A 23,624-nucleotide genomic window follows, 5' to 3' on the forward strand; every position below is an offset into this window, starting at 1 on the left:
CGGACGTGTCCGGACACTTACCTAGAAATTGCCGGAACCTCACCCGGCAGGTGGATCCCTTACTCGCCGGTCCGATGGTACGTACATCACAAAAGCTACCGCTTAGTAATCAACCCTTGTACTGTTCAGCCATGCCAGAAGCAGCTTCCACGCGGGCCGTGATCGGCGACAGCGAGTTCGACCGGGACACCGCGGTCACCCGGCGCGCGCCCGGGGTCTACGACATCGACCTCTCGGCCGGCTGGACCATCATCAGCGCCGTCAACGGCGGCTATCTGCTGGCCGTCCTCGGCCGGGCCCTCGCGGACACGCTGCCGCATCCGGACCCGTTCACCATCTCCGCGCACTACCTGACCGCGTCCCAGCCGGGCCCGGCCGTGATCCGTACGGACACCGTCCGCACCGGCCGCACCCTCTCCACCGGCCAGGCCTCGCTCTTCCAGTACGACGGCGACGGCAACGAGGTCGAACGCATCCGCGTCCTCGCCTCCTACGGCGACCTCGCCGCCCTCCCCGACGACGTCCGCACCACGGCGACCCCGCCGGCCATCCCGCCCATGGACCAGTGCTTCGGGCCCGAGGACGGTCCTGCGCCGGTCGACGGCAGCTCCGCCATCACCGAACGCCTGATGCTGAAGCTGGACCCGTCGACCCTGGGCTGGGCCCTCGGTGCCCCCTCCGGCAAGGGCGAGATGCGCTCCTGGTTCGGCCTCGCCGACGGCCGTGACGCCGACCCCCTCGCCCTGCTCCTGGCGGTCGACGCGCTGCCGCCCACCGCCTTCGAGATCGGCCTCAAGGGCTGGGTCCCCACGGTCGAACTCACCGTCCACGTCCGCCACCGCCCCGCCCCCGGCCCGTTGCGTGTCTCCATCACCACCCGCAACCTGGCCGGCGGCTTCCTGGAGGAGGACGCCGAGGTCTGGGACAGCGCCGACCGACTGGTCGCCCAGTCACGGCAGTTGGCCCGGGTCCGCCTCGGCTGACGTATCCGCGGGGACGCCGTTCTGTCACGGACGTGTACCGGCGAGTAGACCGTGGCCGTCCGGAAAGGAGCAGGTCAGCACGTTTTCTTGAGCCGCTCTTTACCCGAGTCACAGGCCGGGGACAGCGCGGGCCCAAGTACGCCCTAAGCACCGTTGGTTGAGTGCCACGCCTCAGGACTCCCTCATCCTTTATGGAGCTGTCCCTCATGAAGCGTGTACGTCTCGTCCCCGCGGTCGCCCTGCTCGCCGTGTCTCCGCTGCTGCTGACCGCGTGCGGCTCGGGCGACTCGTCGTCGTCCTCCGGCAGCGGCAACTCCGGCCAGTCTCAGTCCTGTCAGGCGCCGTCCGGCATGCCGACCGGCAACGCCTCCGGGAGGCCGGGTGGTGCTCCCTCCGGTGCGCCCACGGGCAACTCCACGGTCAAGCCGACCGGCACCCCCACCGGCATGCCGAGCGGTGGTCCGGGTGCCGGCGGTCAGGGTGGCCCCGGCGGCGGTCAGGGCGGTGGCTGCGGCGGCGGTCAGGGCGGCCCCGGCGCGGGCGGTGCGGCGCCCAGCGGGGCACCGACCCAGCAGGCCACGAAGAGCTGACACCAGGCGTCGTACGACAGGGGCGGTGCGTCCGGTGAACGGGCGCACCGCCCCTTCGCGTCGCCAGGACGGGCCCTAGTCCAGCCAGTGCTGCCTGCCGAGACTGATCAGACGCATCTGGCGGGCGGCGACCTGGGTGACGCGCTGCCGCTCGGCCTCCGAGGGCTCCGGGGACTCCAGGGTCTCCAGGAACAGGGACGCGGTGATGAGCATCTGGTCCACGTAGAGGTGGGCGAGCATCAGCAGGTCGTCGTCGTTCCACCCGGTGGCCTCGGGGTCCTTGGCCAGCTCGGTCTTGACCTCCTCGGCGAACCGGGCCAGTTGGTCCCGGATGGCCTCGCGTACCGGCTGCACCCCGCCGTGCCGCTCCCGGGCGATGAACCGGACGTGCGCCGGGTGCGCGGCCACATGGTCGGCGATCAGCCGCACGGCACGGGTGATGCGCTCCGGGCCGGGCGTGGAGACGGTCGTGCGGACCATGGGGTGCAGGCTGCCGAGCGCCTCGTCGACGAGGGCGACGCCCAGATCGGCGGTGGAGCGGAAGTGCCGGTAGAAGGCGGTCGGGGCGACGCCGACGGCCCGGGTGACCTCCCGCAGCCCCAGGCTGCTCAGACTCTGCTCCTCCAGCAGCCCCAGCGCCGCGTCCAGGAAGGCCTGGCGGGTCTTCTGCTTCTGGGCCTGTCGGATGCCGAGGGTGTGACTCATGTCATCCAGTTAACAACTGTTCTCCGGAATTGAAAAGCCGTCGGAGTTGCTAGACTCAAAGTCAGTGAACAAGTGTTACTACAACCGTTCACCCAAACTTAACGGAGGGGGAATCGAATCCCATGCTGTTCCTCGTCGCCGCCCTCATGCTGCTCGGCGTGGTGCTGGGCACCGTGGCCCACGCGCCGCTCGACGTCACCGCGGGACTCGCCGCCGTGATCGCCGTCTGGCTGGCCGTCTTCGCACTCCGCGAGCGCATCGCCCGCCGGCGCCGCACCTCGGCCAACTGACCGTCCACCACGACTTCCAGGAGCTGAGTCATGCTGCACCTCACCGCCCCGGCCACCACCCGCCCCGAACCCCGCACCCGCGACGCCGACGGCATGGCCGTGGCGTCCTTCATCCTCGGCCTCCTCGGCCTCCTCGTGCTGAACCTGTTCCTGGGCCCGATCGCGATCGTCCTGGCCCTGGTCTCCCTGTGGCGCGGCACGCAGCGCAAGGGTCGCGCCTACCTGGGCCTGGCCCTGGGCGTCGCGGACCTGGCGGTCCTCGCCATCGCTATGGAGATCTCGAACACGGTGTCCTGGAGCTTGTGAGCGGGACCCTGTGAGCCCCGTTCAGGGAAGCGCCCCAAAGGGGCGCGGGGAACTGCGCGACGAGCCCCGCACGGCCCGCAGTGACCCACTGGCCGAGTTGACCACGGCACCCCTCGGTTCCACGGCTGAGCCCCCCGTAGAATCGACGTCATCATGGCCTACCTCGACCACGCCGCCACGACCCCGATGCTCCCGGAGGCGGTAGAAGCCCTCACCGCCACCCTCGGCGTCACCGGCAACGCGTCCTCCCTGCACGCCTCCGGCCGCAAGGCCCGCCGCACGGTCGAGGAATCAAGGGAGACCCTCGCGGCGGCACTCGGCGCCCGCCCCAGCGAGGTCGTCTTCACCTCCGGCGGCACCGAGGCCGACAACCTCGCGGTCAAGGGCCTCTACTGGGCCCGCCGTGACGCCGACCCCGCCCGCACCCGCGTCCTGTCCAGCCCCGTCGAACACCACGCGGTCCTCGACGCGGTCGACTGGCTCGGCGAACACGAGGGCGCGACGGTGGAGTACCTCCCCGTCGACACCTACGGCCGGGTCCACCCCGAGGCGCTGCGCGAGGCGATCGCCCGCAACCCCGACGACGTGGCCCTCGCCACCGTTATGTGGGCCAACAACGAGATCGGCACCGTCCTGCCGGTCCGCGAACTCGCCGACGTGGCAAGTGAGTTCGGCATTCCCCTGCACGCCGACGCGGTCCAGGCCGTCGGCCAGACCCCGGTGGACTTCGCCGCCTCCGGCCTCGCCGCGATGACCGTCTCCGGCCACAAGGTCGGCGGCCCCTACGGCATCGGCGCCCTGCTCCTCGGCCGTGAGTACACCCCCGTACCGGTCCTGCACGGCGGCGGCCAGGAGCGGCACGTCCGCTCCGGCACCCTCGACGTGCCGGCGATCGCCTCCTTCGCGGTCGCGACGAACCTCGCCGTCGAGCGCCGCGAGTGGTTCGCCCGCGAGATCGGCGCCCTGCGCGACCAGTTGGTCGACGCCGTGCGTACGGCCGTACCGGACGCGATCCTCGGCGGCGACCCGGTGGACCGCCTGCCTGCCAACGCGCACTTCACCTTCCCCGGCTGCGAGGGCGACTCGCTGCTCCTGCTGCTCGACGCGCAGGGCATCGAATGCTCGACGGGCTCCGCGTGCACGGCCGGGGTGGCCCAGCCGAGCCATGTCCTGCTGGCCACCGGGACCGACCCGGACCTGGCCCGCGGCACCCTGCGCTTCTCGCTCGGCCACACCTCCACCCAGGCCGACGTGGAGGCGGTCGCCAAGGCGATCGGCCCGGCGGTGGAGCGGGCCCGGGCCGCCGGACTGAGCTGAGCCCGGCGACGAAGGCGGGCCGAGCGGCTGCCGCCGGCGCTTCCACCGCCGGCGGCAGCCGTCCCGAGAGCCAGGCCCGGGCTAGCTCTCGGTGACCATGAGGGACGCCATCATGCCCTCGTCCTCGTGCTGCAGGAGATGGCAGTGGAGCATGTACATGTACGTGTCGTCGGTGAAGTCGGTGAACTCCATGGCGATCTCGATGGAGCCGCCGCCGACCACCTCGTAGGTGTCGTACCAGCCGAGCTCGACCCCGGTGGGATCCTCGCCGTTGATGGAGATCAACTGGTACGGGACGTCGTGCAGATGGAACGAGTGCTCCAGCTGGGTGCCGTTCTTGACCGTCCAGATCTCCTTCGACCCGAGCGTCGTGCTGATCATGGCCATCGAGCTCATGCTGGTACCGGCCGAGCCGTTGATGGTCATGGTGGTGCCGCTCTGGCCGAGGGTGATGGTCCGGGCGGTGAAGTCGCTGGTGTCGTACCGGTCGATGGTCCGCAGCGAGGTGGGCAGGTCGTCCGGGGTGTCGGTGCCGCCGGCGGCGACGGTCAGGAAGTCGTACGTGCCGCTGCCGCCGCGGACCCAGCCGGTGGTGACGACCGCCTGGAGGGTGACGTCGTCCGACAGGTCCATGACCATCTCGGCGCGTGCGCCGGCCACCAGCCGGATCTCGGTCACGTCCGCCGCCGCGGAGAGATAACCCTGGTCGGTGGCGATCTGCGACATCGTGCCGCCGTCGCTGCGCTGGATGGTGATGATGTCCGACGGTGAGGCGTTGAGCAGCCGGAACCGGGTCCGGGTCTTGGTCGCGGAGAAGGTGAGCGTGGTGTCGTCGACGTTGGTGCCGTTGACCAGCAGCGGGTAGTTCAGGTCGCCGCTGAGGTAACCGGTCAGGTCGTACTTGATGTCGCCGTCGTCGTCCACGGCCAGGCACTGGAAGATCAGCGGGATGTCGTCGGTGCCGTAGGTGCTGGGCAGCGCGGCGCTGGTGGTGTTGTCGTCGTCCTCGACGATGATCATGCCGGCCAGACCGTGCACCGCCTGCTTCGCCGTGGTGCCCAGCGCGTGCGGGTGGTACCAGAGCGTCATGGGCTCGTCGAGCACCTCGAAGGTCGGCGACCAGGTCTCCCCGTCGGAGAAGGCGACCTGGGGACCGCCGTCCATCTTGGCCGGGACGTGCGCGCCGTGGAAGTGGACCGTGGTGTCCTCGCCCAGGCTGTTGGTGATGTTGAGGAGGACCGTGTTGCCCTTGGTCCACTTCATGGTCGGGCCGAGGAAGGACTGGTTGTAGCCCGCGGTGGTGCTGGTGACACCGCTGATCACCTCGGCGCTGCCGGTCTGCGCCTCGATCGTGTAGGTGGTGGTGCTGTCGGAGGTGGTGCCCTCCAGGAGGTCCGGGACGGGGAGGGTGGCGGTGCTGGTCGCGGCGCCGGCCTTGTTGCCGCTCGCGTCGGTCAGCAGGGCGAAGGTCGCGCCGCCCGCGGCGACCGCGCCCAGACCGACGCCGGCCATGCCGCCGAGGAACTTCCGCCGGTGAACGCCCTTGCCGCGCTTGGCCGTCGCGTCCTTGGAGTTCTCGGCCCCGGTGCCGTGCCCGGATTTGGAGTGCTCGGCCCCGGTGACGCGCTCGGCCTTGGAGTGCTCCGCACCCTTGGCGCGCCGGCGCCTGCCGCGGGTGTCCTGCTCTTCGCTGCCGCCCGTCTCGAAGGAGGGCTCTGAGGTGTGGGTCATGGCGGGGATGTTTGACCTGAGGGCTGTGCGAAATCTGAGGCGAAGTTAGGAAGAGGGCGGGGGGACTGTGCGGCGGCCATGGATGCCGTTGATGCTCAATTCCGTTGTGAAGAGCCGGAGTTGACCAGACGCAGCTAGTGACCGGGGTGGGGGACGCAACGGACACAGACGGCACGCAGAGCGAGCACAGGATAACGATTCAGTCACATGCGGAACCGGGTGTCAGGCCTGTCCGACCCGCCGTACAAGACCCATGTAGCGCTTCCAGTCCCAGTGCTCGCCCGGGTCGGTGTGGTCGGTCCCCGGCACCTCCACATGACCGATCACGTGCTCCCGGTCCATGGGCATGCCGTACCGCCGGCATATCGCGGCCGTCAGCCGCGCCGACGCCGCGTACATCGCGTCGGTGAAGTCCGCCGGGCGGTCCACGAACCCCTCGTGCTCGATGCCGACACTGCGCTCGTTGTACGACCGATCGCCCGCGTGGAACGCCACGTCCAGCTCACGGACCAGCTGGGTGATCCGCCCGTCCTTGCGCACGATGTAGTGCGCCGCCGCCTCGTGCGCCGGGTCCTGGAAGACCTTCACCGCGCTCGCGTAGCCGCCCTGGGTGACATGGATGACCACCCGGTCGATCGGATAGTCGTCCGGCCGGTTCGCCGTCCGGTAGTTCGCGGGCGACGCGGCCACCCAGCGCGCACCCCCGAAGTCCACCGCCCCCGCCACCCGCGCCTTGCGCACCCCCGGCAGCCGCCAGTACAGCCGGGTCAGCTCGTCCCTGGTCAGCGCCACCGTGCCCACGGCCGCCGCCGCCCCGCCGACCAGCAGCGCCCGCCGCCCGATCCGCCGGTCCCGATCACCACTCGTCGCCCCCATGTGCTCCCCAACGGATACTCGCGGGCCCCGGTTCCCGCGCCCCCTTACCCTGGAGGGGCTATGACTGACATCCCGCAGCGCACCCGCCCCCTCCGCGTCCTCGCCGCCATGTCGGGCGGCGTGGACTCCGCCGTCGCCGCCGCACGCGCGGCCGAGGCGGGCCACGACGTCACCGGCGTCCATCTCGCACTCTCCGCGAACCCCCAATCCTTCCGCACCGGCGCGCGGGGCTGTTGCACCATCGAGGACTCCCGTGACGCCCGCCGCGCCGCCGACGTCATCGGCATCCCGTTCTACGTCTGGGACCTCGCCGACCGCTTCCGCGAGGACGTCGTCGAGGACTTCGTCGCCGAGTACGAGGCGGGGCGCACCCCCAACCCGTGCCTGCGCTGCAACGAGAAGATCAAGTTCGCGGCCCTGCTGGACAAGGCCCTCGCGCTGGGCTTCGACGCGGTCTGCACCGGCCACTACGCGAAGATCGTGACGCTCCCCGACGGCTCCCGCGAGCTGCACCGCGCCTCCGACATGGCGAAGGACCAGTCCTACGTCCTCGGAGTCCTGGACGAGCAGCAGCTCGCGCACGCGCTCTTCCCGCTCGGCGACACCCTGACGACCAAGGACGAGATCCGCGCCGAGGCCGAGCGCCGGGGCCTCGCGGTGGCGAAGAAGCCCGACTCGCACGACATCTGCTTCATCGCCGACGGCGACACCCAGGGCTTCCTGGCCCGGCGGCTCGGCAAGGCCGAGGGCGACATCGTCGACGAGTCCGGCGCCAAGGTCGGCACCCACGAGGGCGCGTTCGGCTTCACCATCGGCCAGCGCAAGGGGCTGCGGATCGGCACCCCGGCGGCCGACGGCAAGCCGCGCTACGTCCTCGACATCTCGCCGGTGAACAACACGGTGACGGTCGGCCCGGCCGCCGCCCTGGACGTCAGCGCACTGACGGCGATCAGGCCCCGCTGGTGCGGCACCGCCCCCACCGGCCCGGCCCTCTACACCGCCCAGCTCCGCGCCCACGGCGGCGAGACCGAGGTCAGCGCCGAACTCGTCGACGGCGAGCTGCGCGTCACGTTCACCGAGCCGGTCCGGGGCGTCGCACCCGGCCAGGCGATCGTCCTGTACGACGACACGCGGGTCGTCGGCTCGGCGACCATCGCGTCGACCGTCCGGACGGCGGACACGGCAGGCGTCAGCCAGTGACCTCGACGTCGTAGAAGCAGAGGTGGTCCTTGATCGCGGCGACGTCGGACTTGGGGTCGGGGTAGGCCCACACCAGGTCCGGCGCGTCCGGCAGGGACCAGTAGGAGGCGGTGCCCTTGAAGGGGCACACGCTGTGCGACTCGGAGGGCGTGAGGAGGTCCAGGCGGACGTCCTCGGCGGGGAGGTAGTAGCGCGGCGGGCAGCCGGTCTCGTGGAGGACCAGGGCCCGGTCGCTCTCGGCGAGAATCAGATCGCCGTGTGCGACGCGCACGTGCTGCGGGGACTGCTCGATGGTGATCGTGTGTCCTGAGGCCATATGTGGTGGACGTCGACGGGCGCCCGCTTGTTCCCGGAGGCGGACATCTTCACCCGGCGGGGCGCGGGAAGCCCGCGCGGGCGGCCACCCGCGGCCCCTGTCCGCCGCCCGGCAGTGCCTACCCTGACTCCATGCGTATCTGTGTCTTCCTCTCCGCCGCTGATCTCGACGCCCGCTACACCGGCCCGGCCCGTGACTTCGGGGAACTGATCGGCAAAGGCGGCCACACCCTTGTCTGGGGCGGCTCCGACACCGGTCTCATGAAGGTCGTCGCGGACGGCGTCCACGACGCCGGCGGCAGGCTGCTGGGCGTCTCCGTCGAGTTCCTCGCGAACAGGGCCCGCCCCGGCGCCGACGAGATGCTGATCGCGTCCGACCTCGCGGAGCGCAAGCGGCTCCTGCTGGAGAAGGCCGACGCCGTAGTGATCATGGTCGGCGGCACCGGCACCCTGGACGAGGCCACCGAGATCCTGGAGCTGAAGAAGCACGGCCGCACGGACAAGCCGGTCGTCCTGCTCAACACCGCCGGTTTCTACGACGGCCTCGAGCAGCAGTTCCGCCGCATGGAGGCGGAGGGGTTCCTGCCCCGCCCCCTGACGGAACTGATGCACTTCGCCGCCGAACCCGCTGACGCGCTCACCTACCTGGAGGCGAACCGGCCCGTCGACTGATGCGAGCATGGCCCCCATGGCAACTCATGTGATCACCGGTGCCGGTTCCGGCATCGGCGCCGCCGTGGCCCGCCGACTGCACGCGCGCGGGGACGAACTCGTCCTGCACGCGCGCGACGCGGGCCGCGCGAAGGAACTGGCCGCCGGGTTCCCCGGTGCCCGCACCCTGGTGGGCGACCTGGCGGACCCGGACAAGCTCTCCTGGGCCTTCTCCCACCAGTCGCTCCCGGACCGGGTCGACTCGCTGCTGCACGTCGCGGGCGTGGTCGACCTCGGCGAGATCGGCGAGCTGACCCCGAAGTCCTGGCGCCACCAGCTGAACGTCAACCTGGTCGCGCCGGCCGAGCTGACCCGCCACTTCCTGCCCCAACTGCGCGCCGCCCGAGGCCATGTGCTGTTCGTCAACTCGGGCGCCGGTCTCAACGCCCACGCGGGCTGGTCGGCGTACGCGGCCTCCAAGCACGGCCTGAAGGCCCTCGCCGACGCCCTCCGCCACGAGGAACACGGCAACGGCGTCCGGGTCACCTCGGTCTACCCCGGCCGTACGGCGAGCCCGATGCAGGCCAAGGTCCACCAGCAGGAGGGCAAGGACTACGACCCGGCGAAGTGGATCGACCCGGAATCGGTGGCGACCACGATCCTGACCGCCCTGGACCTCCCGAGGGACGCGGAGATCAACGACGTGACCGTACGTCCCGGCGCCTGATGTGAACGCCCTGAGGTTGAGCGCCCCGCAAAGGGCGCGGGGAACTGCGCGACCAGCCCCCACAACCGGCAGGTGACCACCCACCGTCGCACCCCTCGCCGGCCACCGACCCTAGGCTTCCCACGTGAACGCAACCCCCTCCTTCGGCCCCGCGACAGCCATCGGCTCGCTCCCGGGCACCGACGCCCGCGAGGCCGCCAAGACCGCGACCGGCAGCTTCGAGGACTTCCCCTTCCTCCCCGAACTGCCCGCCCGCGGCCCCGGCGCCGACATGATCGGCCGTACCGCCGGCCTGCTCGTCGAGCTGTACGCGCGCGTGGAACCCAGCGGCTGGCGGCTCGGCGACCGGCCGGGCCGGGACACCCGAAGGGCCGTCTCCTGGCTGGGGGAGGACCTGGACGCGCTGGAGGAGTTCACCCAGGACTACGAGGGTCCGCTCAAGGTCCAGGCGGTCGGCCCCTGGACCCTCGCCGCCGCCCTGGAGTTGCGGAGCGGCGAGGCGGTCCTCTCGGACCCCGGCGCCTGCCGTGACCTGGCCGCCTCGCTCGCCGAGGGCCTGCGTCTGCACCTCGACGAGGTCCGCCGCCGGATCCCCGGCGCCCGGCTCGTCCTGCAACTCGACGAGCCGTCCCTCACCGCCGTGCTGCGCGGTCAGGTGCGGTCGGCCAGTGGCTACCGCACCTACCGGGCCGTGGACCGCCAGCTCGTCGAGTCGACGCTGCGGGACGTCATGGGCGTCCAGGCCGGCGGCCCGGTGGCCGTCCACTCCTGCGCCCCCGACGTCCCCTTCGCACTGCTGCGCCGCGCCGGTGCCGCCGCCGTCTCCTTCGACTTCTCGCTCCTCACCGAACGTGACGAGGACGCGATCGGCGAGGCCGTGGAGAGCGGTACCCGGCTGTTCGTCGGTGTCGTGCCGGGCACGGACACGGCATTGTCAGACCCTGCCGGTAGCGTCATGGGTGTCAGGACGCTGTGGCGCAGGCTGGGGCTGCAACCAGGGCTTCTCGCGGAGGCCGTGACGGTCACCCCGACGTGCGGGCTCGCGGGCGCTTCCCCCGCGTACGCCCGGCAGGCGCTCGCCCACTGCGTCCAGGCGGCGAGATCACTCGCGGACAACCCAGAGTAACGGGAGGAACACGGTGGCCGGCGACAAGCAGCAGGCGGAGACGGCGGTACCCGCCGAGGCACGGGAACAGCACGCGCGGATCGCCGAGCAGATCGAGGAGCACCGCTTCCGGTACTACGTGAAGGACGCTCCGGTCATCAGTGACGCGGAGTTCGACAAGCTCCTGAAGTCCCTCGAGGCGCTGGAGGACCAGTACCCCGAGCTGCGCACCCCGGACTCGCCGACCCAGAAGGTCGCGGGGGCGTACGAGACGGAGTTCACCGCGGTCGAGCACCGCGAGCGGATGCTGTCGCTGGACAACACGTTCAACGACGAGGACCTCGCCGCCTGGGCCGAGCGCATCCACAAGGAACTGGGCGACCAGGAGTACCACTTCCTGTGCGAACTGAAGGTCGACGGCCTCGCCGTCAACCTCACCTACGAGCACGGCCGCCTCACCCGCGCGGCGACCCGCGGCGACGGCCGTACCGGCGAGGACATCACGCCCAACGTCCGTACGATCGCCGAGATCCCGGACCGGCTGCACGGCGACACGGTGCCGGACCTGGTCGAGATCCGCGGCGAGGTCTACTTCCCGATGGAGAAGTTCGCCGCGCTCAACGAGCGGCTGGTGGCGGCCGGTGACAAGCCGTTCGCCAACCCGCGCAACGCGGCGGCCGGTTCGCTGCGCCAGAAGGACCCGCGGGTCACCGCCTCCCGCCCGCTGCACATGGTCGTCCACGGCATCGGAGCTCTGGCGGGCTTCGAGGGCATGACCCGGCTCTCCCACGCCTACGACCTGCTCAAGACCTGGGGCCTGCCCACCTCCCCGCACAACCGGGTGGTCGACGACCTGGACGGCGTGCGGGAGTTCATCGCCCACTACGGCGAGAACCGGCACTCCGTGGAGCACGAGATCGACGGCGTGGTCGTCAAGCTCGACGAGATCCGCCTCCAGGGCCGGCTCGGCTCCACCGCGCGGGCGCCGCGCTGGGCGATCGCCTACAAGTACGCGCCGGAAGAGGTCAACACCAAGCTGATCGACATCAAGGTCGGCGTCGGCCGCACCGGCCGGGTCACGCCGTACGCGCAGGTCGAGCCGGTCACGGTGGCGGGCAGCGAGGTGGAGTTCGCGACCCTGCACAACCAGGAGGTCGTCAAGGCCAAGGGCGTGCTGATCGGCGACACCGTGGTGCTGCGCAAGGCGGGGGACGTGATCCCGGAGATCCTCGGCCCGGTCGTCGACCTGCGGGACGGCAGCGAGCGGGAGTTCGTGATGCCGGCCGAGTGCCCCGAGTGCGGGACACCGCTGCGGGCCATGAAGGAGGGCGACATCGACCTCCGCTGCCCCAACGCCCGCGCCTGCCCCGCCCAGTTGCGAGAACGCGTCTCCTATCTCGCGGGCCGCGAGTGCCTGGACATCGAGCACTTCGGCTCGGTGGCCGCGGCCGCCCTCACCCGGCCGCTGGAGCCGGCCGACCCGCCGCTGACCGACGAGGGCGACCTCTTCGACCTCACCGTCGAGAAGCTGCTGCCCATCAAGGCGTACGTCCTGGACCAGGACAGCGGGCTGCCCAAGCGTGACCCCAAGACCGGCGAGGAGAAGGTCGTCACGGTCTTCGCCAACCAGAAGGGCGAGCCCAAGAAGAACACCCTCGCCCTGCTCCAGAAGATCGAGGAGGCGAAGACCCGCCCGCTCGCCCGCTTCCTCAACGGCCTGTCCATCCGGCACGTCGGACCCGTCGCCGCGCAGGCGCTGGCCCGCGAGTTCCGCTCCATCGAGCGCATCGAGCAGGCCAGTGAGGAGGAGCTGTCGAACATCGACGGCGTCGGCGGCATCATCGCGACGGCGCTCAAGGAGTGGTTCGCCGAGGAGTGGCACCGCGAGATCATCCGAAAGTGGAAGAACGCTGGAGTCCCGCTGGAGGACGAGTCGACCGGCGAGGACAAGGGACCGCGCCCGCTGGAAGGGCTCACCGTCGTCGTGACCGGAACCCTGGAGCACTTCACCCGGGACGGCGCCAAGGACGCCCTGCAGAGCCGCGGAGCCAAGGTGACCGGCTCGGTATCGAAGAAGACGTCGTTCGTGGTCGTGGGTGACAACCCCGGATCGAAGTACGACAAGGCGATGCAGGTGAAGGTTCCGGTTCTGAACGAGGCCGGATTTGTCGTCCTTTTGGAGCAGGGACCGGACGCGGCGGCCGAAGTCGCCCTTCCGACCGAGGAGTAGCGGTTGAAGGCCACCCGTTCGGCGCATACCAGATGCATACGGGTGGCCAGGGCGCAATCGGGCAACCGTAGACGACCGCTGCCCGTGGAAGCCTTCTGCGGCCTACTGTTGAGGCGTGCGCCTGCCGTGCCCAGCTGCGGTTGGGGCATTCCCGTGCTCCGGCAGGGCACGGACCGCATGGCGTGGGCACCGCCGGCTGTGAGAGGGACGGGAATGGAACCGACCGAGAGCGCCGCCCCGAAAGCGCGGCCGACGCTGCGCCGCCGGGCGGGCGTGTGGCGGGGGACTCGGTGGACCGTACGGGGCGACCGGCGCGTCGGCATGCCGGGGTTGAGCGCCTCCGTGGACGCGCGCGACCCGCTGCCGCTGGCCGCCGTCGAGCCGCATCCCGACCTGCCCGGCCACGAGCACGAACGCCACCTGTCCTGGCCCGCGCTGCCCGCCGGAGTCGTCGCGGCCGCCGCGTTCGCCCTCGGCGCCGGCTTCTACCGCGCCTTCACCGACCACCACGCCCTCTTCCCGTCCGGCACGGTCGGCTGGTCGCTGGCCGTGCTGACCGGCATCATCGTCGGTCACCTGGTGCTGCTCGGCCGCGCCCGCTGGTGGGGCGGCACCGGCTCCGGCGCCGCCCTCACCCTCGCCGTACTCCTGCTCTACGGCTGGGTGCCGGCCGGCATGGTCAGCCTGACCGTCGTCGTCCTGGTCGGGATAGCCAGGCGCCACCGCTGGCGGCAGGGCGTCCTGCACGGCGCGGTGGACATCCTCGGCATCGGCGCCGGCGCACTGGTGCTCGGCGTGTTCGGGCGGGTGCCGACCGTCGAGTCGCCCTGGAACCCGGAGAGCTGGAGCGTCGCCACCGCCCCCGAGGTCGTCCTCGTCGCGGTGGCCTATCTCGCGGTCACCCGCGCCCTGCTCTGGTACCTGCACGCACCGCGCGGCGGCGGACTGCCCACCGTCGCCCGCACCGCCCTGATGCGCCAGGGCCTGGTGGCCGTCGCGCTGCTCGGCATCGCCCCGCTGATCTGCGTGGTCGCCGTCGCCCAGCCGCTGCTGCTCCCGCTGTTCTCCATCCCGCTGGTCGCCCTCGACTCCACCCTGTGGATAGCCCGGGCCCGCGCGGAGGAGCAGCTGCGCGACCCGCTGACCGGACTGCCCAACCGGCAGTGGCTGCTGGAGCGGATCTGGACCGCCCTCGACGACGCCGAACGCATCGGCGCCCGCTCCGCCCTGATGCTGATCGACCTCGACCGGTTCCGTTCGGTCAATGACACGCTCGGTCATCTCGCCGGTGACCGGCTGCTGCTGCAGATAGCCGACCGGCTGCGGGCCGCGCTGCCGCGCGGTGCGGAGGCGGCCCGGCTCGGCGGCGACGAGTTCGCGGTGTTACTGCCGGTCGCCGACTCCACGACGTCCGCGACCCGCGTCGCCCGCGGCCTGGTCTCGGCCCTCTCCTCCCCGCTCGACCTCGACGGACTCACCCTGGTCCTGGAGGCCAGCGCGGGCGTCGCCGTCTTCCCGGACCACGCGCTGGACGCGGAGGGGATGCTGCGCCGGGCGGACGTGGCGATGTACCAGGCGAAGCGGGACCGTACGGGCGTCGAGGTGTACGAGTCCAAGCGGGACTCCAACACCCCGGACCGGCTCGGGCTGCTGGGCGATCTGCGCCGCGCCCTGGACGCCCACGAGGTGCAGTTGCACTACCAGCCGAAGGTGCGCTTCGACGGGCAGGTGGCCGGTCTTGAGGCGCTGGTGCGGTGGGTGCACCCCGAGCGCGGCAAGGTACCGCCGGACGAGTTCATAGCGATCGCCGAGTCGTCGGGCCTGATGCCCCATCTGACGGAGTACGTCCTGGAGACCGCGCTCGGCCAGGTCGCCCGGTGGCGGGCGCAGGGGCTGCGGGTGCCGGTGGCGGTGAACGTCTCGCCGCGTGACGTCCATACCCCGGGCTTCGCGGGCTCGGTGGCGGCGCGGCTGGCCCGGCACGGGGTCCCGGCGGGGGCGCTCCAGCTGGAGATAACCGAGCATGTGCTCCTGGAGGACCCGCAGCGGGCCGCCGACACCCTCGCCGGGCTGACCGGGCACGGCGTGAAGATGTCGCTGGACGACTTCGGCACGGGCTACTCGTCGTTGGTGCACCTGCGGCGGCTGCCGGTGAGCGAGCTGAAGATCGACCGGTCCTTCGTGGCCCGGCTGGCCGTGGACAACGAGGACGCGGAGATCGTGCGCTGCACGGTCGACCTCGCGCATTCGCTGGGGCTGCTGGTCGTCGCGGAGGGCGTGGAGGACGACGAGACGTGGGAGCGGCTGCGGGACCTCGGGTGTGACGCCGTGCAGGGCTGGCTGGTCGCCGCGGCGATGCCGCCGGAGGAGGCGACGGCGTGGCTGTTGGCGCGGGGGTCGCGGGGGTGGCAGCGGCCGCGGGCCGCGCTGCCGGCCGCCGAATGACGGGGGCGGGGGGTCGTCGGCGGCCGCGGGTCGGTGGGGGCCGAGCGCGCAGTTCCCCGCGCCCCTGGGTCCGTTCGACCCCTACCGCGTTGTGAAGTGGCCGATCAGCAGGGCCAGTCTTTCTTCGTGGGCGCCCTCCGGGAGTCTGCCGCTGCGCATCAGGGTCACCAGGCCGTGCAGGGCCGCCCAGAACGTCTCCGTCAGGAGGGCGGGGTCGTCGCCGGCCATGGCGATCGGCTCCACCGCCAGCAGCAGCTCCGCGAACGCGGCCTGCAGGGCCTCCGGGGCCTCCGGTGTCGCGAACGGAAGGTCCACCGTGTGCGTGAACATCACGTCGTACAGCGCGGGGCGTCGGCAGCCGAACGACGTGTACGTCTCCGCCACCGCCGCCAGTGACCGCCTCGTGTCCTTCGCCGCCGTGCGTGCCGCCCGTAGTTCCGTCGCCAGGTCCGCGCAGCCCTGGACGGCCACCGCCGCCATGATCGCGACCTTGCCCTTGAAGTGGCTGTAGAGGACCGGCTGGCTGTACTCGATCTCGGCGGCCAGCCGCCGGGTCGTCACCGCGTCCCAGCCCTCCGCCTCCGCGAGTTCCCGTGCGGCCGTGACGATCAGCTGCTCCCGCTCTGCCCGCTCGCGCTCCCGGCGCGTCTGAATCGACATGCCAGTGATTCTAGCACCGCTAGTCAATCTGCCAATGCTCTGCTAGCTTCGCTGTCAGACCTAGCGATGCTAGAAAAACACTCAGGGGGCCGTCATGACCGTCACCGCCTACACGCTCGCCGTCGTACTCGACCTGTTCATCCTCTTCATCGGGGCCAGGTTCCTGCTCCAGCCCAAGGCGTCCGCCGTCGGCTACGGCGTGCCCGCCGACCCGAACGGCGACGCCTCCGCCTACCTCGCGATCAAGGGCCTCAGGGACGGCGCCTTCGGCGTCATCGGCCTCGCCCTTCTCGCGTTCGCCGGCGCCCGTGCCGAGGCCTGGTTCATGCTCTGTGTGGCACTCGTGCCGCTCTTCGACACGGTGATAGTGCTGCGCCACGGCGGGACGAGGGCGGTCGCGTACGGGATCCACTTCGCCACCGCCGTCGTTGTGCTGATCAGCGCGGCGCTGCTGTTCCTCGTGTGAACGGCACGCCCGAACGACTCGCGTGAACGACACGTCTATCAACAGGGGGTTGGGAAATGTCGTTGTTCGTACCGAAGTTCGATGAGTCCGTGATCGTGCGGGAGGCCGACGCCGAGGTGGTCGGCGGTGATCCGACCCGGGTCCGGCTGCTCGCCGACAGCAGCGCCACCGGCGGCGCGCTCTCCACCGTGCGCGTCACGCTGGGGGAGGGCGCCGACGGCGCCGTGCCGCATCTGCACCGCGACTCCGCCGAGATGTTCTACCTGCTCGACGGCGCCGCCGAGCTGCTCTCCGGCGACGACGTCGTCACCGCCGAACGCGGCGACCTGGTCGTCATCCCGCCCGGGGCGCCGCACGCCTTCGCCGCCGTCCCCGGCAGCACCGCGGACATCCTGATCGTCATCACACCGGGCGTGGAGCGCTTCGAGTACTTCCGCCACCTCCAGCGCCTGCGGCTGGGCGAGGCCACCCTGGAGAGCCTCCTCGAGGCACAGGAGCTGTACGACAACCACTACCTGAAGAGCGTGGCCTGGGAGCAGCGCCACTGAGCCGGTGAGCCGCCGAGGTTTCGGGGCCCGGGGAAACCGTTTCACGGTCACCGGGCCCCGCCCCATAGGATTGGCTCCAAACCACACACACTCACCCCAGAGGAACGCTGCATGCCTGGCATCACGCGCGAGGAGGTCGCCCACCTCGCCCGGCTGGCGCGTCTGGAGCTGAAGCCCGAAGAACTCGACCACTTCGCGGGACAGCTCGACGACATCATCGGCGCGGTCGCCCGCGTCAGCGAGGTCGCCGACCAAGACGTACCGCCGACCTCCCACCCGCTGCCGCTGACGAACGTCATGCGCGCGGACGAGGTCCGTCCCTCGCTCACCCCCGCGCAGGCGCTCTCCGGCGCCCCGGCCCAGGAGCAGCAGCGTTTCAAGGTGCCGCAGATCCTGGGGGAGGACTAGACCGTCATGACGGACATCATCAAGCTCACCGCCGCCGAGACCGCCGCGAAGATCGCCTCCGGCGAGCTCACGGCCGTCCAGGTCACCGAGGCCCATCTCGCCCGGATCGAGGCCGTCGACGAGAAGGTGCACGCCTTCCTGCACGTCGACCGCGAGGGCGCCCTCGCCCAGGCGCGTGCCGTCGACGAGAAGAAGGCCCGGGGCGAGAAGCTCGGGCCGCTCGCCGGCGTCCCGCTCGCGCTCAAGGACATCTTCACCACCGAGGGCGTTCCGACGACCGTCGGCTCGAAGATCCTGGAGGGCTGGATCCCGCCGTACGACGCCACCCTCACCAAGCGGCTGAAGGCCGCCGACGTGGTCATTCTCGGCAAGACCAACATGGACGAGTTCGCCATGGGGTCCTCCACCGAGAACAGCGCCTACGGACCGACCGGCAACCCCTGGGACCTCACCAAGATCCCCGGCGGCTCCGGCGGCGGCTCCTCCGCCGCCCTCGCCTCCTTCCAGGCGCCGCTCGCCATCGGCACCGACACCGGCGGCTCCATCCGCCAGCCGGCCTCCGTCACCGGCACGGTCGGTGTGAAGCCGACGTACGGGGCGGTCTCGCGGTACGGCATGGTCGCGTTCTCCAGCTCGCTGGACCAGGGCGGCCCGTGCGCCCGTACGGTCCTGGACGCCGCCCTGCTCCACGAGGTCATCGCCGGGCACGACCCGATGGACTCCACCTCCATCGACGCGCCCGTCCCGCCGGTCGTCGAGGCCGCCCGCAACGGCAGCGTCGAGGGCATGCGCGTCGGTGTCGTCAAGCAGTTCCGCGGCGAGGGCTACCAGCCCGGCGTCATCCAGCGCTTCGACGAGTCCGTCGAGCTGCTGAGGGAACTGGGCGCCGAGATCGTCGAACTGGACTGCCCGTCCTTCGACCTGGCGCTCTCCGCGTACTACCTGATCGCGCCCTCCGAGTGCTCCTCCAACCTCGCCCGCTTCGACGGCCTGCGCTACGGCCTGCGGACCGGCGACGACGGCACGCACTCCGCCGAGGAGGTCACCTCCCTCACCCGTGAGGCGGGCTTCGGCCCGGAGGTCAAGCGCCGCATCATGCTCGGCACCTACGCGCTGAGCAGCGGGTACTACGACGCGTACTACGGCTCCGCGCAGAAGGTCCGCACGCTCATCACGCGTGACTTCGAGAAGGCCTTCGAGCAGGTCGACGTGATCGTGTCGCCCACGACCCCGACCACCGCCTTCGCGATCGGCGAGCGCGCCGACGACCCGATGGCGATGTACCTGGCCGACCTGTGCACCATCCCGACGAACCTGGCGGGCAACGCGGCCATGTCGCTGCCCTGCGGTCTCGCCCCGGAGGACAACCTCCCGGTGGGCCTGCAGATCATCGCGCCGGCGCTGAAGGACGACCGCCTTTACAAGGTCGGAGCCGCTGTCGAGGCCGCCTTCGTGGAAAGGTGGGGGCACCCGCTCCTTGAGGAGGCACCGTCGCTGTGAGCAACGCACTGTCCAAGGCCAAGGGCTTCAAGAAGTCGAAGTCCGGTACGTACCTGTCGATGGCCACCACCGTGTTCGGCGCGGTCGGTGTCGCCAAGCAGATCAAGAAGGCCCGCGCCGAGCACGACACGCTCCGGCTGGTCGATGCCACCGTGTCCGCCGTCGCGATCGTCACCGGTCTCGCCCTGCTGTACCGCGAGCTGAAGCGGCTGGGCGACGACGACGTCCTGCTGGGCTGAGAGGGAAGTTTCACCGTGACCACCACGACCGACCTGGTGTCGTACGAGGACGCGCTGGCGTCGTACGACCCCGTCATGGGCCTTGAGGTCCATGTCGAACTCGGCACCAAGACCAAGATGTTCTGCGGCTGTTCGACCGAGCTGGGCGCCGAGCCCAACTCGCAGACCTGCCCGACCTGCCTCGGCATGCCCGGCGCGCTCCCGGTCGTCAACGCGATCGGCATCGAGTCGGCCATCAAGATCGGTCTCGCGCTCAACTGCGAGATCGCCGAGTGGTGCCGCTTCGCCCGGAAGAACTACTTCTATCCGGACATGCCGAAGAACTTCCAGACCTCCCAGTACGACGAGCCGATCGCCTTCAACGGCTACCTCGACGTGCAGCTGGAGGACGGCGAGACCTTCCGCGTGCAGATCGAGCGCGCCCACATGGAGGAGGACACCGGCAAGTCCACCCACGTGGGCGGCGCGACCGGCCGTATCCACGGGGCCTCGCACTCGCTCCTCGACTACAACCGCGCGGGCATCCCGCTCATCGAGATCGTCACCAAGCCGATCGAGGGCGCCGGCGAGCGTGCTCCCGAGGTCGCGCGGGCGTACGTCCGTGAGCTGCGCGAGGTCATCAAGGCGCTCGGCGTCTCGGAAGCCCGTATGGAGATGGGCCAGATGCGCTGCGACGTGAACCTGTCGCTGCGCCCGAACGGCACCGAGAAGTTCGGCACCCGCTCCGAGACGAAGAACGTGAACTCGCTGCGGTCCGTGGAGCGTGCGGCCCGCTTCGAGATCATGCGGCACGCGGCCGTGCTGAACGGCGGCGGGACGATCATCCAGGAGACCCGGCACTTCCACGAGGACACCGGGTCGACGACCTCGGGCCGCGTGAAGGAAGAGGCCGAGGACTACCGGTACTTCCCGGAGCCCGACCTGGTCCCGGTCGCCCCGTCCCGCGCGTGGGTCGAGGAGATCCGCGCCGCGCTCCCGGAGATGCCGCTGGCCCGCCGCAACCGGCTGCTCACCGAGTGGGGCATCTCCGCGGTGGAGATGCAGGCGATCATCAACGCCGCCGCGCTGGACCTGATCGTCGCCACCATCGACGCCGGATCCGACGCGGCCTCCGCCCGCAAGTGGTGGATGGGCGAACTGGCGCGCAGCGCCAACGAGTCGGGCAAGGCGCTGGACGAGCTGGCGATCACCCCGGAGCAGGTCGCCCGGGTCACCGCGCTGGTCAACTCCGGTGACCTCAACGACAAGCTGGCCCGCCAGGTCATCGAGGGCGTCCTCGCGGGCGAGGGCACCCCGGACGAGGTCGTCGACAAGCGCGGTCTGAAGGTCGTCTCCGACGACTCGGCGCTCGGTACGGCGGTCGACGAGGCCATCGCCGGCAACCCGGGCGTCGCCGACAAGATCCGCGGCGGCAAGGTGGCCGCGGCCGGCGCCCTGGTCGGCGCGGTCATGAAGGCGACCCGCGGTCAGGCCGACGCGGCCCGCGTCAAGGAGCTGATCCTGGAGCGCCTGGGCGTCAGCGAGGGCTGAGTAGCAGCACGCGGTACGGCCCCGGAGGCGATGCCTTCGGGGCCGTACGGCTACTTGCGGCGCGCGACCACGCGGACGAATCCCAGGGCACGGCCCTCGTCGGCGCGGACCATCTCGGCGACCTTGCGGGCCATCGTGCGGTGGAACTCCTCCGGGCTCTCCTCGGCGACCACCTCGCACCACAGCAGCCAGTCCCGCCAGCCGTCCGGCTGCCAGTCGGCGGTCTCGACCTCGACCGCCCCGCTGCGGGTCCAGTGCCGGCGCCACCAGTCGGCCGAGTGGAAGCACCAGTAGTCGGGCTCCCACCAGGGCCTGAGGTGCTCCGGCGGCTCGACCCCCGCGGGTTCCTCCCGCAGCGCCGGTACGACCACACCGATCCGGCCACCGGGCCGCAACAGGCGGGCGACGGTCGGGAGGTAGAGGTCGTCAGTGCCGAAGTACTGGTAGGCGTCGATGCTCACGATCGCGTCGAAGCCGCCCTCGGCGAACGGCAGGTCGTGCGCCTCGGCGTGCACGGGCTGCACCCGGTCGGCGAACCCGGCCTCCGCGATGCGCCGGGCGTTGTCGTCGGCCTTGATCCAGAGGTCGGCGGCGGTGACCTGGGCATGGAACTCCCGGGCCAGGAAGACCGACGTCATCGCCCGGCCGCAGCCGAGGTCGAGCACGCGCGCGCAGGGGCGCAGGGCGTCCAGCCCGAGGGCGGGGGCCAGCCATTCCAGCAGCCACAGGGCGTGCGGGCCCATCTGGTTGTCGACCACCCAGCGGGGGTCGTAGGTGTTGCTGAGCGGGTAACGGGGGTGGGTCAGGCGGTCAGTGAGGCGGTCGCCCCCGGTCCTGGTGTCGGACATGGGTGAACGGGCTCCTTGTGATCTTCGTAGTGGAAGGCGATGCGTAGGAGCTCATTCGGACCTTCAAACAATGCACCCGCTTCGGTCGTCGGCGAGGGGCCGATCGAGGCTGACCAGCGGAAGCTAGCAGTTGTCGACATCGTTCGCAGCAGGTTTCCTCAGGTGCGGGCACTACGCTCGCCCGCCATGACCGGACACCCGGAATCCGACACCGAACCCGAGACGACCGAGGTGGAGGCCGCGGACGACGAGGAGGAGGCCGCAGACGACGAGGTGGAGGCCGCGGACGACGAGGAGGATCCCTACGAGGACGCCCGTCGGGCCCGCTGGACCGCCACCGTGACCGGTGCCCTGCTGACCGTGATGGGCCTGACCGCCTCCCTGATGAGGCTGGGCGGCGGCGTGCCCGCGCTGGTGCCGGCCGCCTATGCGGCGGGCTCCACCGTGTGTGTGGCCGCCGGGGTGCTCGGGGCCCGGGGCCGCACCCGCAGAGCCCTGTGGCTGATGATCCTGGGAGTCATGGTCATGGCTCTCGGCGACCAGTTCGACTGACGTACCGGCCGGGGCCGGACCGGTGGCTGCCGCGCACACCGGACCGCCGGCCGCCCCGGACCGGCATCGGGCCGTCCGAGTGCCGCGCCGCGCATGAGAGGCTCGACGTGCCGGTCGAAGACGTGGTGGAACTGGAGAAGCACGATGTACGCGATATCCCTGGGTGACGACGGCGCCGAACTGCGTCCGCTGGAGCCCTGGCATGCCGAGGAGTTCCTGGCCCACCTGGAACGCGGGCGGGAGTTCATCGGACAGTTCATCTCCTTCGGTTCCAGGGAGACGGACGTGCCCTCCGCGCGGGCGATGCTCCAGCGGTACGCCGACCTGCGCGCCGCCGACACCGGCTCGCTGCACGGCCTGTGGCTCGGGGGCACGCTCGTCGGCGGGGTGCTCTTCCTGAACTTCGACGCGGAGCAGGGGAACTGCGAGGTCGGCTGCTGGCTGGAGCCGGCCGGCACCGGGCGCGGACTCGTCACGCGCGCGATGCGGGTACTGGTCGACTTCGCGGTCGAGCGGCGCGGTATCCACCGGATCGAGTGGGTCGCCGCCTCGGGCAACGAGCCCAGCCTGAACGTGGCCCGGCGGCTGGGGATGACCCGCGATGGCGTACGCCGCCAGGCGCACCCCTATGGTGGCCTACGGCACGACCTGGAGGTGTGGTCGATCCTCGCCCCGGAATGGCGTGAAGCACGCGCGCGTGCCGTACAGAACGATCATTAAGACGCCTCTCAGACAGGATCCGTACGGTGCCGGACATGGGAACCAAGACAGCTGACGAGACCGGTGCCGAGACGGGCGCCGAGGCCACGACCGACGAGGAGAAGGTGAGCGTCACCAAGAGCGCCGACGACGTGACGGAGTCCGGGACCGGGGCCGAGCCGGAGGCGGCGGCCGCCGGGACCGAGGCCGCCGACGGCACGGACGCCGACCTCGACGCGGAGGACCTGGAGGACGACGCCGACCTTGCCGGGGACCTGGCCGAGGGCCCGTCCGGGGTCGGCCAGGGCGCCGCCGCCGTCGTCTCCGTCGTGCTCGGCCTGGTCTCCCTCACGGGTGGCTGGATCGGTACGGTGGCCGCCGCCCGCGAGACCCTCATCGGCCAGCTCCAGACCTCGTCGTCCGCGAGCGTCGCCACGCAGGTCAAGGAGGTCTACGGCGATGCCTGGCAGACCACCGCGCTGTGGGCCGGCGCGTTCGCGCTGGTGGCGCTGATCACCGGCGTCGTGGTGCTCGCCCGGCCCGCCTTCGGTGTCCCCGGCAGGCCGCAGGCGCCGTGGATCAAGTCGGTCGCCTGGGCGGGTGTCGCGCTCGGCGTCATCGGCCTGCTGCTGGCCGTCCTCAAGTACTCCGACGCGCTCCTCGGACTGCCCTCGACCAGCTGAGACGGCCCAGTTCGGAAGGG

The 23,624-nt window shown here is 71.0% G+C and carries 26 protein-coding genes; 20 read left to right on the top strand and 6 right to left on the bottom strand.

The genetic code is table 11. The features are described 5' to 3' along the window. The first annotated feature begins 131 nt into the window (after positions 1-131). Both ABZ642_RS18360 and ABZ642_RS18365 read left to right on the top strand, forming a co-directional pair. Positions 132-983, top strand: a complete 852-nt coding sequence (locus ABZ642_RS18360) for a thioesterase family protein (RefSeq protein ID WP_360484540.1) — start codon at positions 132-134, stop codon at positions 981-983. A gap of 206 nt (positions 984-1,189) precedes the next feature. Next, positions 1,190-1,573: a hypothetical protein gene (locus ABZ642_RS18365; RefSeq protein WP_360484543.1), complete on the top strand. Its 384-nt coding sequence runs from the start codon at positions 1,190-1,192 to the stop codon at positions 1,571-1,573. A 75-nt stretch (positions 1,574-1,648) separates the two neighbouring features. Here ABZ642_RS18365 and ABZ642_RS18370 read toward each other — a convergent pair whose 3' ends face one another. Further along, positions 1,649-2,278: a TetR family transcriptional regulator gene (locus tag ABZ642_RS18370; RefSeq protein ID WP_360484545.1), complete on the bottom strand. Its 630-nt coding sequence runs from the start codon at positions 2,276-2,278 to the stop codon at positions 1,649-1,651. 122 nt (positions 2,279-2,400) lie between these two features. Between ABZ642_RS18370 and ABZ642_RS18375 the strand changes: the two genes are divergently transcribed. From ABZ642_RS18375 to ABZ642_RS18385, 3 genes are all read left to right on the top strand, one after another. Further along, positions 2,401-2,568 (top strand): hypothetical protein, encoded by a 168-nt coding sequence (locus ABZ642_RS18375; protein ID WP_351323447.1) that lies wholly within the window; start codon positions 2,401-2,403, stop codon positions 2,566-2,568. A gap of 33 nt (positions 2,569-2,601) precedes the next feature. Beyond that, positions 2,602-2,874, top strand: coding sequence for a DUF4190 domain-containing protein (locus tag ABZ642_RS18380; RefSeq protein WP_360485177.1), 273 nt, complete (start codon positions 2,602-2,604; stop codon positions 2,872-2,874). Between the two features lie 153 nt (positions 2,875-3,027). Then, positions 3,028-4,191 (top strand): cysteine desulfurase family protein, encoded by a 1,164-nt coding sequence (locus ABZ642_RS18385; protein WP_360484548.1) that lies wholly within the window; start codon positions 3,028-3,030, stop codon positions 4,189-4,191. An 81-nt stretch (positions 4,192-4,272) separates the two neighbouring features. On the opposite strand, the gene ABZ642_RS18390 is transcribed toward ABZ642_RS18385, so the two are convergent. Next, positions 4,273-5,922: a multicopper oxidase domain-containing protein gene (locus ABZ642_RS18390; protein ID WP_360484551.1), complete on the bottom strand. Its 1,650-nt coding sequence runs from the start codon at positions 5,920-5,922 to the stop codon at positions 4,273-4,275. 222 nt (positions 5,923-6,144) lie between these two features. Continuing rightward, on the bottom strand, positions 6,145-6,798 hold the full coding sequence (locus ABZ642_RS18395) for an N-acetylmuramoyl-L-alanine amidase (RefSeq protein WP_360484554.1): 654 nt from the start codon (positions 6,796-6,798) through the stop codon (positions 6,145-6,147). A 60-nt stretch (positions 6,799-6,858) separates the two neighbouring features. On the opposite strand from ABZ642_RS18395, the gene mnmA reads away from it, so the two are divergent. Beyond that, on the top strand, positions 6,859-7,998 hold the full coding sequence (mnmA, locus tag ABZ642_RS18400; protein ID WP_360484557.1) for a tRNA 2-thiouridine(34) synthase MnmA: 1,140 nt from the start codon (positions 6,859-6,861) through the stop codon (positions 7,996-7,998). Here mnmA and ABZ642_RS18405 read toward each other — a convergent pair. After that, positions 7,988-8,314: a DUF427 domain-containing protein gene (locus ABZ642_RS18405; RefSeq protein ID WP_360484560.1), complete on the bottom strand. Its 327-nt coding sequence runs from the start codon at positions 8,312-8,314 to the stop codon at positions 7,988-7,990. The genes mnmA and ABZ642_RS18405 overlap by 11 nt on opposite strands. Positions 8,315-8,445: 131 nt before the next feature. Between ABZ642_RS18405 and ABZ642_RS18410 the strand changes: the two genes are divergently transcribed. The 5 genes from ABZ642_RS18410 (at position 8,446) to ABZ642_RS18430 (ending at position 15,471) form a co-directional block, all read left to right on the top strand. Then, positions 8,446-8,985, top strand: coding sequence for a TIGR00730 family Rossman fold protein (locus ABZ642_RS18410; RefSeq protein WP_360484563.1), 540 nt, complete (start codon positions 8,446-8,448; stop codon positions 8,983-8,985). A 7-nt stretch (positions 8,986-8,992) separates the two neighbouring features. After that, a complete protein-coding gene (locus ABZ642_RS18415) occupies positions 8,993-9,691 on the top strand; it encodes an SDR family oxidoreductase (RefSeq protein WP_360484566.1) in 699 nt (232 codons plus the stop codon). A gap of 124 nt (positions 9,692-9,815) precedes the next feature. Then, positions 9,816-10,817 (top strand): methionine synthase, encoded by a 1,002-nt coding sequence (locus ABZ642_RS18420; protein ID WP_360484569.1) that lies wholly within the window; start codon positions 9,816-9,818, stop codon positions 10,815-10,817. A 13-nt stretch (positions 10,818-10,830) separates the two neighbouring features. Next, the gene (gene ligA / locus ABZ642_RS18425; RefSeq protein ID WP_360484572.1) at positions 10,831-13,026 is read left to right on the top strand and encodes an NAD-dependent DNA ligase LigA; all 2,196 of its coding nucleotides are present in this window, start codon (positions 10,831-10,833) and stop codon (positions 13,024-13,026) included. 213 nt (positions 13,027-13,239) lie between these two features. Further along, a complete protein-coding gene (locus tag ABZ642_RS18430; RefSeq protein ID WP_360484575.1) occupies positions 13,240-15,471 on the top strand; it encodes a bifunctional diguanylate cyclase/phosphodiesterase in 2,232 nt (743 codons plus the stop codon). Between the two features lie 81 nt (positions 15,472-15,552). Here ABZ642_RS18430 and ABZ642_RS18435 read toward each other — a convergent pair whose 3' ends face one another. Continuing rightward, the gene (locus tag ABZ642_RS18435) at positions 15,553-16,131 is read right to left on the bottom strand and encodes a TetR/AcrR family transcriptional regulator (protein WP_360484578.1); all 579 of its coding nucleotides are present in this window, start codon (positions 16,129-16,131) and stop codon (positions 15,553-15,555) included. A gap of 94 nt (positions 16,132-16,225) precedes the next feature. Between ABZ642_RS18435 and ABZ642_RS18440 the strand changes: the two genes are divergently transcribed. The 6 genes from ABZ642_RS18440 (at position 16,226) to gatB (ending at position 20,822) form a co-directional block, all read left to right on the top strand. Further along, on the top strand, positions 16,226-16,597 hold the full coding sequence (locus ABZ642_RS18440) for a DUF4267 domain-containing protein (RefSeq protein WP_360484581.1): 372 nt from the start codon (positions 16,226-16,228) through the stop codon (positions 16,595-16,597). A 56-nt stretch (positions 16,598-16,653) separates the two neighbouring features. Beyond that, a complete protein-coding gene (locus ABZ642_RS18445) occupies positions 16,654-17,145 on the top strand; it encodes a cupin domain-containing protein (protein ID WP_360484584.1) in 492 nt (163 codons plus the stop codon). A gap of 111 nt (positions 17,146-17,256) precedes the next feature. Continuing rightward, positions 17,257-17,553, top strand: coding sequence for an Asp-tRNA(Asn)/Glu-tRNA(Gln) amidotransferase subunit GatC (gene gatC, locus ABZ642_RS18450; protein ID WP_018544665.1), 297 nt, complete (start codon positions 17,257-17,259; stop codon positions 17,551-17,553). A gap of 6 nt (positions 17,554-17,559) precedes the next feature. Beyond that, positions 17,560-19,053, top strand: coding sequence for an Asp-tRNA(Asn)/Glu-tRNA(Gln) amidotransferase subunit GatA (gene gatA / locus ABZ642_RS18455; protein ID WP_360484587.1), 1,494 nt, complete (start codon positions 17,560-17,562; stop codon positions 19,051-19,053). After that, positions 19,050-19,292, top strand: coding sequence for a hypothetical protein (locus ABZ642_RS18460; protein ID WP_351932207.1), 243 nt, complete (start codon positions 19,050-19,052; stop codon positions 19,290-19,292). Before gatA ends, ABZ642_RS18460 begins: the two co-directional genes overlap by 4 nt. 15 nt (positions 19,293-19,307) lie before the next feature. Next, complete coding sequence (gene gatB, locus ABZ642_RS18465) at positions 19,308-20,822, top strand: Asp-tRNA(Asn)/Glu-tRNA(Gln) amidotransferase subunit GatB (protein ID WP_360484591.1); 1,515 nt, start codon at positions 19,308-19,310, stop codon at positions 20,820-20,822. 50 nt (positions 20,823-20,872) lie between these two features. Here the strand turns inward: gatB and ABZ642_RS18470 are convergent, their stop codons facing one another. Next, a complete protein-coding gene (locus ABZ642_RS18470) occupies positions 20,873-21,670 on the bottom strand; it encodes a methyltransferase domain-containing protein (RefSeq protein ID WP_360484594.1) in 798 nt (265 codons plus the stop codon). A 186-nt stretch (positions 21,671-21,856) separates the two neighbouring features. Here ABZ642_RS18470 and ABZ642_RS18475 point away from each other — a divergent pair, with 186 nt between their 5' ends. The 3 genes from ABZ642_RS18475 (at position 21,857) to ABZ642_RS18485 (ending at position 23,604) form a co-directional block, all read left to right on the top strand. Beyond that, positions 21,857-22,222: a hypothetical protein gene (locus ABZ642_RS18475; RefSeq protein WP_360484597.1), complete on the top strand. Its 366-nt coding sequence runs from the start codon at positions 21,857-21,859 to the stop codon at positions 22,220-22,222. A gap of 144 nt (positions 22,223-22,366) precedes the next feature. Beyond that, positions 22,367-22,942 carry a GNAT family protein gene (locus ABZ642_RS18480; RefSeq protein ID WP_360484600.1) on the top strand — a complete coding sequence of 192 codons (576 nt, stop codon included), beginning with the start codon at positions 22,367-22,369 and terminating at the stop codon, positions 22,940-22,942. A 35-nt stretch (positions 22,943-22,977) separates the two neighbouring features. Next, positions 22,978-23,604 carry a hypothetical protein gene (locus ABZ642_RS18485; RefSeq protein ID WP_360484603.1) on the top strand — a complete coding sequence of 209 codons (627 nt, stop codon included), beginning with the start codon at positions 22,978-22,980 and terminating at the stop codon, positions 23,602-23,604. Positions 23,605-23,624: the final 20 nt, after the last annotated feature.

Origin of the sequence: Streptomyces sp. NPDC007157 (assembly GCF_040634235.1) — a bacterium.
Taxonomy (GTDB): Bacteria; Actinomycetota; Actinomycetes; order Streptomycetales; family Streptomycetaceae; genus Streptomyces.

Bases quoted from the DNA above. Each gene is read 5' to 3' on its own strand.
- ABZ642_RS18360 (WP_360484540.1), top strand. From the start codon at position 132: ATGCCAGAAGCAGCTTCCACGCGGGCCGTGATCGGCGACAGCGAGTTC.
- ABZ642_RS18365 (WP_360484543.1), top strand. From the start codon at position 1,190: ATGAAGCGTGTACGTCTCGTCCCCGCGGTCGCCCTGCTCGCCGTGTCT.
- ABZ642_RS18370 (WP_360484545.1), bottom strand. From the start codon at position 2,278: ATGAGTCACACCCTCGGCATCCGACAGGCCCAGAAGCAGAAGACCCGC.
- ABZ642_RS18375 (WP_351323447.1), top strand. From the start codon at position 2,401: ATGCTGTTCCTCGTCGCCGCCCTCATGCTGCTCGGCGTGGTGCTGGGC.
- ABZ642_RS18385 (WP_360484548.1), top strand. From the start codon at position 3,028: ATGGCCTACCTCGACCACGCCGCCACGACCCCGATGCTCCCGGAGGCG.
- ABZ642_RS18390 (WP_360484551.1), bottom strand. From the start codon at position 5,922: ATGACCCACACCTCAGAGCCCTCCTTCGAGACGGGCGGCAGCGAAGAG.
- ABZ642_RS18395 (WP_360484554.1), bottom strand. From the start codon at position 6,798: ATGGGGGCGACGAGTGGTGATCGGGACCGGCGGATCGGGCGGCGGGCG.
- mnmA (WP_360484557.1), top strand. From the start codon at position 6,859: ATGACTGACATCCCGCAGCGCACCCGCCCCCTCCGCGTCCTCGCCGCC.
- ABZ642_RS18405 (WP_360484560.1), bottom strand. From the start codon at position 8,314: ATGGCCTCAGGACACACGATCACCATCGAGCAGTCCCCGCAGCACGTG.
- ABZ642_RS18410 (WP_360484563.1), top strand. From the start codon at position 8,446: ATGCGTATCTGTGTCTTCCTCTCCGCCGCTGATCTCGACGCCCGCTAC.
- ABZ642_RS18415 (WP_360484566.1), top strand. From the start codon at position 8,993: ATGGCCCCCATGGCAACTCATGTGATCACCGGTGCCGGTTCCGGCATC.
- ABZ642_RS18430 (WP_360484575.1), top strand. From the start codon at position 13,240: ATGGAACCGACCGAGAGCGCCGCCCCGAAAGCGCGGCCGACGCTGCGC.
- ABZ642_RS18435 (WP_360484578.1), bottom strand. From the start codon at position 16,131: ATGTCGATTCAGACGCGCCGGGAGCGCGAGCGGGCAGAGCGGGAGCAG.
- ABZ642_RS18440 (WP_360484581.1), top strand. From the start codon at position 16,226: ATGACCGTCACCGCCTACACGCTCGCCGTCGTACTCGACCTGTTCATC.
- ABZ642_RS18445 (WP_360484584.1), top strand. From the start codon at position 16,654: ATGTCGTTGTTCGTACCGAAGTTCGATGAGTCCGTGATCGTGCGGGAG.
- gatC (WP_018544665.1), top strand. From the start codon at position 17,257: ATGCCTGGCATCACGCGCGAGGAGGTCGCCCACCTCGCCCGGCTGGCG.
- gatA (WP_360484587.1), top strand. From the start codon at position 17,560: ATGACGGACATCATCAAGCTCACCGCCGCCGAGACCGCCGCGAAGATC.
- ABZ642_RS18470 (WP_360484594.1), bottom strand. From the start codon at position 21,670: ATGTCCGACACCAGGACCGGGGGCGACCGCCTCACTGACCGCCTGACC.
- ABZ642_RS18475 (WP_360484597.1), top strand. From the start codon at position 21,857: ATGACCGGACACCCGGAATCCGACACCGAACCCGAGACGACCGAGGTG.
- ABZ642_RS18480 (WP_360484600.1), top strand. From the start codon at position 22,367: ATGTACGCGATATCCCTGGGTGACGACGGCGCCGAACTGCGTCCGCTG.
- ABZ642_RS18485 (WP_360484603.1), top strand. From the start codon at position 22,978: ATGGGAACCAAGACAGCTGACGAGACCGGTGCCGAGACGGGCGCCGAG.